Genomic DNA, 10,970 nt, shown 5'->3' on the forward strand with positions numbered 1-10,970 from the left:
GCTACGAGCATCCTCATCCTCGACGGTCGCCAGTTGGTAGGGGCTTTCTGGTATGAGCTCGGGGGTACTCTTTTAGCGCAAGCGCTATCGTTTACACTGGATAACAAGCATCGCCGCGCTTATCGCTTGCCGATACCCAGGCCATTGGTAATCCGGCATTTCGTAGGCTCGAGACCACCCCAATGGTTGGACGGATAACGGCCGGCGTTCACTACCGTACCTTCCGTCGTTTGGAGTTCTAGCACGGCATTCCAAAGCGACACTCTGGGCGCTTCCAAGAAGGGGTCTAGACACAAAAAGTGAGTCACTATGGTTTTGGCCCGACCTTCCGGACCGTCAATCACCTGACTCTGATAGCCGACCACCAATAGCCAATGACCCTCGCCGCCTGGCCAGTCCACGCCGACAATCGTTGAGTACCCAGCGGTTACCGCTGCGACCACATCAGTGACAAGTGAACGGGTAGTGCCGTTGAATTTCTTCAGGCTGAGCTGGTTACGAAAGCAATCCAGTAACCAATCCAGGTCGTACTCGTCGGTGCCGTTATTGATTAGCCCACCGAACTCAATCAACCGGTTATAAAATTTTCCCAATCGGGTTCGACCATCGTGCAACCCCATGTAACTCGCTTCAAAGCGGGTAACAATGCCATTGGCTACCAGTGCCATCATCAAGCTATAGGGGCCACAGGCCCCGTCGAGATCCCCCTGGCGGAAGTGCACCGCCTCGCCGGCTTCGTTCACCGGTCCAGATCGCGAAAGGGAAAGCTGGGGCATTACATTCATTACGTTCAAGGGGGAGCGTCCGATGCAAAGGCGAGCGGTAGAAGCGGTACCGCGACTCGCAAAAGGGAAAACGATAGCAGTTGATGATGGCTAATCGCCTTGCGTCTGTCGAGTATCAGTTATGATCAATTGCATTCCAAAAGGCTATCACCCTTGCTGCATTTTTACCCCAATCTAGGATAGTGCGCGAACCAATATGCCAACCATGTGGATGATTCGAGGTGACGGAGGCCGTCTTTACGACCATCCCTTTCAAGGTCCTTTCGTTTTGGCAGCCTTGATGACCCTATCTGTTGAAACCCCGCCCGTTCCAATAAGCGCAAAGCTGGTAAAGTGCCACCCGCCAGATAGACGTGGTGGCGTCCTCGACGGACGTTATCACTGCTGAAAATGCATCGGCTCATGCCGCGACTGAGCGGTAATGAATTGATCAGCGGAGTGCCGATCTGTCTGGGTTTATTAGGCGATCGATTTATCTTAATGCAGTTTTCTGTGTACCTAGTGCCCTGACAAGGATTGCACCAATGCAACTGACCCAAGCCCCAGCCCCCGGTGCACGTGCAGTGATCCGCGATGAAGAGTGGATTATCCAGAATGCCGACCAATGCAATCTTGGTGGCTGGCAGCTCTCCTGCATAGGCGTGTCGGAAACCGTGCGCAATCGTCATGCGCTTTTCCTCACTGAACTCGAAGGCGTCACGCTGATTGACCCAGCAAAGACTGAGCTGGTGTACGACGAATCGCCCACATTTATTGCTTCGCGGCTGTTTATCGAGGCGCGTCTGCGTCAGTCGGCGCTGCAAAGCGAGTCGGTAGTGATTGGTCAGCATGGGGTCATGGATGCGCTGCCGTTTCAGTTGCAGCCCGCTCATCAGGTCTTGCAGCAGCTGCGCCCGCGCTTGCTCATTGCGGATACAGTAGGCCTAGGTAAAACCCTTGAGGCCGGCATCCTTACTGCTGAGTTGATGCGCAGAGGTAAAGCGCGCCGCATTTTGGTGGTCACTACCAAAAGTATGATGCGCCAGTTTCAGCAGGAGTTCTGGAACCGCTTTACCATCCCGCTCACCCGCCTGGACTCAGCCGGTATTCAGCGCATTCGTCGCGATATCCCTGCCAATCACAATCCCTTTAACTATTACGACCGCACCATCATCTCAGTCGATACCTTAAAGCGCGACAGCGAGTACCGTCACTACCTGGAAAGCGCCTGGTGGGATCTGATCATCATCGACGAAGCCCACAACGTTTCCTACAAGGGCAATCGCACCCAGAGCAATCGCTTGGCGGAGTTACTCTCGCAACGCTCCGATGCACTGATCTTGCTCACCGCCACACCGCACAACGGCAAAAAGGACAGCTTCGCCAGCCTCGTGCGCATGCTCGACCCCACGGTGCTGCCAGCAGGGGCCGACTACACCCGCGAGGATGTCGATCACCTTTTTGTTCGCCGTTTCAAGAAAGACGTGCGCGAGCAGATGAAGCAGGAGTTCCCAGAGCGAGAAGTGTTTCGTTTGGCCTGCGCCGCAAGCCCGGCGGAAAACCTCGCCTTCGATGCCCTAGCCGAACTCAAACTTAATAGCGACGGGACCGGTGCGCGCGACGGTGCCATGTTGTTCCGCACCGTGCTGGAAAAGGCGCTGTTCTCTTCCCCGGCAGCCTGCCTACAAACGCTGAAAGAGCGCATCCGAAAGCTCGAGGTAAAAGACGCACGCCATCCTGATCTTGAGGGGCTGCGTGATCTTCAAGTTCTGGTGCAGGCCATCAGTGCCGACAAATTCAGTAAATTCCAGCACCTCATCAGCCAGCTCAAACAAGGTCAGCACTGGCGTTGGGATGGCAAAGATCCAAGTGACCGCCTGGTGATCTTCACCGAGCGAGTAGAAACACTGAAATTCCTCCAGCTAGAGCTGCCCAAGGCCCTGGGGTTAAAAGATAACGCCGTAGCCATCCTGCACGGCCAATTGCCTGACCAGGACATCCAGCAGACGGTCGAAGATTTCGGCAAAACCCATTCGCCCCTGCGCCTGCTGATTGCCTCGGACGTGGCCTCCGAAGGTCTTAACCTGCACTACCAAGCTCATCGGCTAATCCACTTCGATATTTCCTGGTCGCTGATGGTGTTCCAGCAGCGCAATGGTCGTGTGGATCGATATGGTCAACTGCATGCCCCGAAAATCGGCTACCTGCTGACAGAACCTCGCCACGAGAGAATTCGCGGTGACTTGCGCTACCTGGAAATCCTGATAGATAAGGACGTGCAGGCGGCGAAGAATATCGGCGATCCATCAGCCTTTATGGGGCTGTATGACGAGGAGCTGGAAGCCGTCGAAGTGGCCAAGGCCATTGAAGGCAACCGCACTGTCGAGGAATTCGCCGCGCTACTGGCTGGGGATGATATCGACCCTTTCGAAGCCCTGTGGGGCGCGAACGTACCCAGCAGTGATAGCGTTGCGCCCGCCAGCACAGCAGCGCTCATGGCGCCCACTGCTGAACTCACCAGTCTGTTTAACGACAGTTACATTTACCTTCGCGATGCCTTGCGCTGGCTGGCGCAACAATCGCCGCGCGAACATGCTGCAATCAAAACGGATGATGCCAGCCGCACGCTGAGCTTCCAGCCCAGTCGCGACCTTGCCCAGGTGCTCAAGCGTGATCTGGCCAGCGAAATGTGGCCGAACGATAACACCTTTGCCTTGAGCGCCGATAAGGCTGTGGTTGAAGAGGCCATCAAACAGGCGCGCGACACCAATGCCTGGCCGCAGCTGCACTACCTCTGGGCGCTCAACCCCATTGCCCAGTGGCTCGACTACAAACTTATGGCTCTGTTTCGTCGCCAGCGTGCTCCGCTGCTGCGCGTTGCACAGGGGCTGACCGCAGGCGAAGCCATCGTGCTGGTGCTCGCCCAGGTGCCCAACCGCCGCGGTCAAGCCGTGCTAGCCGAGTGGCTCGGTGTACAGCTCGATGCTGCTGGGCAGGTACTGGGCGTGCTCAGCCTGGCGGAAACACTGCAGCGCACTGGGCTCACCAGCACCGCAAAAGCCCAGGCCAACGATGGTCAGGCGCCCGACAGCCGTGCCCTGCAAAGTGCACTACCCGCGGTTATTCAGGCTGCTGAAAAACACATCAAACCGATCAAGCAGGCCTTCGATGCCAACTGCCGCCAACGTCTGGAGTGCGAGTTGGCCAAACTGCAAACCCTGCAGCTCAAACACAACGAACAGTTGGAAATCGATTTCGCCAAAGGTATCGAACAGGTCATCGCAGCCAAACGTAAGCAGAAAGAAAGCGCCACCGCAGACCTGTTCAGTAACTACCAACAATGGATACGCGACACCCTGCAACTGGATGACCGCGCTCAGTTCACCGTTGTCGCCGCACTGATGGCTTAAGGAAGGAATACAGCATGAGTTTTGCCATCACCGGCCTCACCAATGCCAACGAGTTCTACAGCCAGCACTACCTGGACGAGATCCTCGAAAAAGACCTCAAGCCGCTGTTTGACCAGTGGAAAGAGCAGGGCGCGCAAAGCCCCGTCGCTCGTCTGCGTACTGCTGCGGGGGCTAATGGTTACTTCCGTGCCCGCGAGCGCTTTCTGAATGAGCGCAAAACCAGCGAGCGCGCCAGCCTGTTTATTGATCTAGTGCAGCCTCTGCTCGCCGCCCTGGGTTACGAACTTGCGCCGCAGAACCTGACGTTGGCTGAAGGAGAATTGCCGGTGCTCGCGGTGTATCGCGATGCCAAACACCAGCCGCTGTTGGTCATTGCGGCAGCTATTGCCAATGCGGAGGACGACGACAGCAGCCCGCTGCAATTGCTTGCGCCAGCGGCCAGTGAGCAAGGCAAAGGTAAATATGCCCACAGCGACTGGGAGGAAACCCTCAGCAAGCGCCTGTTTGCCGACGACCACCCGCCACGCTGGGTGTTGCTGCTGCACCATGAAGAGTGGCTGCTGATCGAGCGCAGCAAATGGGGGCGCAAGGCACTGCTGCGCTTCAACCTGCCGGAACTGTTCGGCCCGCGTGATGACAAGCAGTTCCGCGCTATGGCCGCGCTGCTGGGCAGCCAGTCGGTGCTGCCGGTGGAAGGCGGCGTGGCGCTGCTCGACAGCCTGGACGACAGCTCGCACAAGCATGCCTTTGAGGTATCCACTGATCTCAAATACGCCCTGCGTGAATGCATTGAGCTGATTGCCAATGAGGCCATCTGGTACAAACGCACGGTGGCCAAAGAGAAGGTGTTCGAGCGTAACGATACCGACCTAGCCGACCAGCTCAGCCGTGAAAGCCTGCGCTACATGTACCGCCTGCTGTTTATGTTTTATATCGAGGCGCGACCCGAGCTGGGCTATGCGCCCATCGATGCCGAGGCTTACCTCAAGGGCTATAGCATCGAGCACCTGCGCGAGCTGGAACAAACCCCGCTGACCACCAGCGATGCCCAGGAAGGTTTCTATTTTCACGACAGCCTCAAGCAACTCTTTGGCCTGATCTGGCAAGGCTACCCACGACGGGATGCCACGGCGAGTCAGCTCGATTTGGGTGGCAGCCATGATGGCTTGCTCGACAACGGCTTCACCATCGCGCCGCTGCAAGGCCATCTGTTTGACCCCGCGCGCACGCCGCTGCTGGGTAGCGTCAAGCTGCGAAACTCGGTGCTGCAGAAAGTCATTGAGCTTATGTCACTGTCCCGTGGTGGTGGCAAGAACCGTCGTGGGCGCATCAGTTATGGCACCCTCGGTATCAACCAGTTGGGTGCGGTGTACGAAGCGCTGTTGTCCTTCCGTGGTTTCTTCGCCGAAGTAGATCTCTACGAAGTCCGCCCAGATCCCAAAGGTAAGAAGGCAAGTACGGGCGACGAAAGCGAAGAAGACGACTCGAGCGAGAGTGATGCGGACAGAGAGGAAGGCCTCGATACCCCCAGCGCGGCCGAGAAGAAAAAAGACGCCGAGGTCAACCCTCTGGATGCAGCCTACTTTGTACCTGCCAGTAGCATCAGCCAGTACACCGACGCCGAACGTCTGTTTGGCGGCAATACCAAGATTCATCCCAAGGGCAGCTTCATCTATCGCCTCGCCGGACGTGCCCGCGAGAAGTCGGCCAGCTACTACACCCCTGAAGTGCTGACCAAATGCCTGGTTGAGCATGCGCTAAAGGAAATCCTGCCTGGTAAAACGGCGGATGAAATTCTGAAACTCACCGTGTGCGAACCGGCCATGGGCAGCGCGGCGTTTTTGAACGAGGCTGTCAGTCAATTGGCCGAAGCCTACCTGCAGGCTAAACAGAAAGAGTTAGGCCGCACCATCCCGCACGAGCAGTACACCGAAGAAAAACAGCGGGTGAAGATGTTCATTGCCGACAGTAATGTCTTTGGTGTGGACCTCAACCCCATTGCGGTGGAGCTAGCCGAAGTCTCCTTGTGGCTCAACGCCATTTTCAAAGGCAGCCATGTGCCGTGGTTTGGCTTGCAGCTGTACAACGGTAACTCCCTAGTGGGGGCGCGACGCGAACTGTTTAGCACCGCCCAGCTCCGCCCAGGCAGGGGTGAAAACGGTCTGCCCGAACGCGATTGGCGCGCTGCCGCGCCGCGTGCTTTGCCACTCACACAAGTGCCCGCCGCTACCGATGTATACCACTTTTTGCTACCTGCTGAAGGCATGGGTATGGTCACCGATAAGGTGATAAAGGCACTGAAGCCCGCGGCCTTCAACCAATTCAAACAATGGCGCAACGCCTTTACTGCGCCGCTGAGTAGCGATGAAATCAAACGGGTGCAGGCGCTAAGTGTTGCCACCGAGCAGCTCTGGCAGCAACACGCCCAGGAGCTGGCCCGTGTGCGCGCCGCTACTTGCGATGAGCTGCATGTATGGCCCGACCCGGCCGCGAACCGCGCTCCGACTAGCACCGCGCAGAAAGATGCCGCCTACCAGCGGGAAATGCTTAGCGAAGCGCAGAAAAATGCCAGCCCATACCGTCGCCTCAAACTGGTGATGGATGCCTGGTGCGCCCTGTGGTTCTGGCCACTGGATAAAGCCAGCGAGTTGCCTAGCCGCGAACACTGGTGGTTTGTGTTGGAAACTGTACTGCTCGGCAATGCCAGCCTGAACAGTGTGTTGGCAGATGATCTATTCCCAGAAACCTACCCGCAGCAGGGGCTGGACTTTGCTCCCGAGCGTGACCGTTACGGCCATGTCGATATCGCCGCGCTGATCAACGCCTTGCCTCAACTGCAGGTGGCGCAGCAAGTGGCCGGCCAGCAGCATTTTATGCATTGGGCGCTGGAGTTCGCCGATGTGTTCAAGGCTCGTGGCGGCTTTGATGTGATCCTCGGTAATCCGCCGTGGATCAAGGTGGAGTGGAACGAGCAGGCACTGCTGTCGGACTTCGACCCGCGCTTTGCCATTCGCAAATTGAGTGCGCCAGATACGGCTAAACAGCGCGAGGCGGTGTTTGCCGCGCTGCCGCTGGCCAAGGCGGATTATTTGGCCGAGTGTGTCGCCACCGAGGGCATGGGTCAGTTTCTCAATGCCATGCAGAACTACCCGCTGCTCAAGGGGCAGCAAAGCAATCTGTACAAGTGTTTTTTGCCGCTAGTTTGGAGGGTAGGTTGTGGCGTACAGGCGTTGTTGCATCCGGAAGGTACTTACGATGATCCCAAGGGTGGAATACTGAGAGCGGCTATTTACCAGCGCTTGCGAGCACATTATCAATTCGCTAACGAACTGATGCTTTTTGCCGAGGTACACCATGACACTCAGTTCAGCATCAATATATACGCCGCTGAACAACATCGAGTTAGCTTTCGTAACATCGCAAACTTGTTTTCTCCTGCCACTGTCGCTGCAAGCCTGGACCACCTCGGAGGCGGTCCCATTCCTGGTATCAAGTACGACAGGGGAGGGTGGAACACGGATGGTCATGCTAGTCGCGTGATTGAGGTAGAGGCCGATCTACTAACAACCTTTGCACTTCTCTATGACGTCCCTGGTACGCCGATCAGGGAGGCCAGGTTACCAGCGGTGCACAGTCGAGAAATGGTCTCGGTATTAGATAAATTCGCTCGTCAATCACTTCGCTTAGGAGACCTAGCGAATGAATACTTTCCTTTGGAAATGTGGCACGAAACAGGCGCGCAAAAAGATGGCACTCTTCAACGCACGACTGGCTTTGTTGATTCACTCGCCGATTTAGTGCTTTCCGGGCCGCATCTTTTTACGGGAAATCCGCTGAGTAAAACGCTGCGCCGAGTAGCAGTTAAGAACAGCGATTACGACGTGCTCGATCTCGATCAAATATCCGACAACTATTTGCCACGCAGCAATTATCGGCCAGCCTGCGATGCCACCTCCTATGTTTCCCGTGTGCCGCGGGTCAGTTGGCTTGAGGCAGGCGCTAAGAAAGCGAGACCAGTGACGGCATATTGGAGGGTAGCTTCACGACGTGGTGCTAACCCAGCTAACGAACGCTCGCTTAAACCAGCGCTGCTCCCCCCCGGCGTAGCGCACATTAATGGCGTCTTCTCGGTAGCGTTCATGGACAGCCAACGACTTATTCCGGCAGTAGGCTATTGGTCTTCAATTCCATTCGATTTTTACTTTAGAGCGACTGGAAAGCAGGATTTTCGTGACGCAACAGCAAGTACCTTACCTTTGCTATCAGGTACCCCAGCGTTAGCAGTTAGAACTCTTATGCTGAATTGCCTTACAACTCATTACGCCGACCTCTGGTTCGATTGCTGGCAGCCCGCTTTCCTACAGGATAACTGGGCTAGCATCGACCCGCGCCTACCGCATAGTTTCTTCGCCCAGCTTACCCCCAACTGGCAGCGCCATTGCGCCCTGCGTAGCGACTACGCCCGCCGTCAGGCTCTGGTAGAAATCGACGTGCTCGCCGCTCATGCCCTCGGCCTGACCCTGGACGAGTTGCTGACCATCTACCGCGTGCAGTTCCCGGTGATGCGCCAGTACGAGCGCGACACGTGGTACGACGCCAACGGCCGCATTGTCTTCACCTCCAGCAAAGGCTTGGTCGGCGTTGGCCTGCCGCGGAAGGCCGGTAAGCGCGATGCCGACTGCACGGTCCGCTTCCCCGACGGCAGCGAGAAAACCCACCGCCTCGGCTGGGAGGATGTGCAACCCAAAGATGGCCAACCCCAAGTCCCCGACGGCACCCTCATCGAGCGCCCCATCCTCGACGACACCCAACCCGGTGGCCCAGTGCAACGCAACGTCCAATACACTGCCCCTTTCACACTGGCTGACCGCGAAGCTGACTATCGCGTAGCTTGGGCGCATTTTGCCAAGGAGGTGAACCATGGCTAACCCTGTTGAGAAATTCAGCAAGGCAGATAAAGCCTGGATACCAGCACACCGCTGAGCCACCACCCTAAGGAAACGGATTTTGGCTACCCAAACCATCGAACAGTTCTTCACTGGCAAGACCCTAGAAATTCCCGCGTACCAGCGTGACTACGCCTGGACGACCAGCAATATCGATGACCTGTTTGAGGATATCGAGGAAGCAATGGAGCTGGGCGGTGGCCATTATTTGGGCACCTTTATTTTGTCGCAGACCGGAAAAATGGCACCGGTTCGAGTGGTGGATGGTCAACAGCGGCTTACCACACTGACCATGCTGCTCGATGCTTTGGTTGATGCAGTCGATGAGTTGCCCATCAAGGAGCATTACCGCAGTACCTACATCACGCATCCCGTATATGGCCCCAAGTTCACCGTTCTAGGCAGTAACAAGACGTTTTTTTCTGCACTACTGAATGATGAGCTACCAGAGCCTGATTCTGATGGCCAGCAGCGGTTACTGGTGGCCTACCAGTGGATTCGCCAGCGCATCAGTGCCATCAAGGAGCACCAAGGGCAGGAGGCCATCAAGAACTGGCTGCTGAGCATCAGTCATCTTGAGGTGCTTGAGTTCACGGAGGCCAATGAGGGTAAAGCCATTCGCATGTTCCAGTCGGTCAACGACCGGGGTGTTCCTTTGGCCAAGATGGATATCGCCAAGAGTCTGTTGATCTATTACTCCAATCGCTTTCTGGATGGCGAGCTGGATTCGATGATCGCTGATAAGTTCGGCGAGGCCTTCCGCAGCTTTAGCAAACTCAAGAAGCTCGCGGCGGAGCCGGGTTATCAGATTCGCCTGATCAATCGTGATCCGTTCCGGGAAGATGACGTGCTGCGGTATCACTATTTCGCGTTTAACGGCGAGCAACACGATGTGGAGTCCGGCGCGGATTACAACGCAACCTCTGAAACGGTTCTGGAGTCTTTTCTCAAACCGGCGCTTAAAGCCATGCGCAGTGACAGGGAGCGCTTGGCCCGGTTTATCAGTGATTATGTCAGTGACCTGGAGGTGTTCTTCAAAGGTCTGCTCGGTTTGGCTGAAGCCGCCCGAACAAACCGAAGCCTTTATTTGCTGCTGGTTGTTCAGGATCTCTCGGCCACGCTGTACCCGCTGATCATCCGCCTGTTCACTTCGAAGATGCTGGAGGTGCAAGTACCTAGCTATCTGAACTATTCGATGCTGGAGTTGATTGAGCTCGCAGACCTTCGGGTGTTCAAGCTGCAGGGTACGAATCCGCAGGCCGATATGGCTGCTCTCATGCGAGCCTTTAGTCATTTAACCAATGAGGAGATTGCTGAGCGGCTGATCAATTTTTGTCAGCGGTTTATGCCGAGCGCTAAGTTCGAGTCGCGGCTGGCAGGGGAGGATATGTTCCGAAACCCTGGGCTTGCGCGAGTTTTGCTGGAAGCTGAGAGCGCAGTCAGAGTCGCCGGGGGGTTACCTCAGCTCGACATAGGAGACTTGGTCGAGATCAATACTGCAGGTCTGACCATCGAGCATATTCTTCCGCAGGAGCCTTCCTTTGGCGTCCGTCTGTATGGTTTCCGCACTGAAGAAGCCTATCTCGAGCATATCCATCTGCTCGGTAATCTCGCACCGATTGAGAAGCGCATCAACAGTGCCTGCAATAACTGCTCAGCGGAGAACAAGATGCGCGATCAGAAGTTGTATCGGTCTTCGCAGTTCAGGTTAATCCAGGGGCTGGCGGCCAGGAACGCTAGTGCCAATCCAGCCTTTTCCAAGGATGCGATCCTTGCCCGCAGCATCGAGATTGCCAAGTTCTCAGTGAAAAAATGGCCCCTCACTGAAGCTGATCTTGCCGAGTAAAAAA

General features: G+C 56.2%; 4 protein-coding genes. 3 read left to right on the forward strand and 1 reads right to left on the reverse strand.

The window, feature by feature from the left end; all coding sequences use genetic code 11:
- Positions 1 to 119: 119 nt before the first annotated feature.
- Positions 120 to 776 (reverse strand): hypothetical protein, encoded by a 657-nt coding sequence (locus tag PPUTUW4_RS03360; RefSeq protein ID WP_049810747.1) that lies wholly within the window; start codon positions 774 to 776, stop codon positions 120 to 122.
- A gap of 533 nt (positions 777 to 1,309) precedes the next feature.
- Between PPUTUW4_RS03360 and PPUTUW4_RS03365 the strand changes: the two genes are divergently transcribed.
- From PPUTUW4_RS03365 to PPUTUW4_RS03375, 3 genes are all read left to right on the forward strand, one after another.
- On the forward strand, positions 1,310 to 4,174 hold the full coding sequence (locus PPUTUW4_RS03365; RefSeq protein WP_015093406.1) for a DEAD/DEAH box helicase: 2,865 nt from the start codon (positions 1,310 to 1,312) through the stop codon (positions 4,172 to 4,174).
- Between the two features lie 14 nt (positions 4,175 to 4,188).
- Positions 4,189 to 9,102 (forward strand): class I SAM-dependent DNA methyltransferase, encoded by a 4,914-nt coding sequence (locus PPUTUW4_RS03370; RefSeq protein ID WP_015093407.1) that lies wholly within the window; start codon positions 4,189 to 4,191, stop codon positions 9,100 to 9,102.
- A 79-nt stretch (positions 9,103 to 9,181) separates the two neighbouring features.
- Positions 9,182 to 10,966, forward strand: a complete 1,785-nt coding sequence (locus PPUTUW4_RS03375; RefSeq protein WP_015093408.1) for a DUF262 domain-containing protein — start codon at positions 9,182 to 9,184, stop codon at positions 10,964 to 10,966.
- The last annotated feature ends 4 nt before the right edge of the window (positions 10,967 to 10,970 follow it).

This window comes from Pseudomonas sp. UW4 (assembly GCF_000316175.1).
In the GTDB taxonomy this organism is placed as follows: domain Bacteria; phylum Pseudomonadota; class Gammaproteobacteria; order Pseudomonadales; family Pseudomonadaceae; genus Aquipseudomonas; species Aquipseudomonas laurylsulfatiphila.

What these genes read in the sequence shown, in the direction of transcription:
- PPUTUW4_RS03360 (WP_049810747.1), bottom strand. Translation starts at nt 776, where the DNA reads ATGCCCCAGCTTTCCCTTTCGCGATCTGGACCGGTGAACGAAGCCGGC.
- PPUTUW4_RS03365 (WP_015093406.1), top strand. Translation starts at nt 1,310, where the DNA reads ATGCAACTGACCCAAGCCCCAGCCCCCGGTGCACGTGCAGTGATCCGC.
- PPUTUW4_RS03370 (WP_015093407.1), top strand. Translation starts at nt 4,189, where the DNA reads ATGAGTTTTGCCATCACCGGCCTCACCAATGCCAACGAGTTCTACAGC.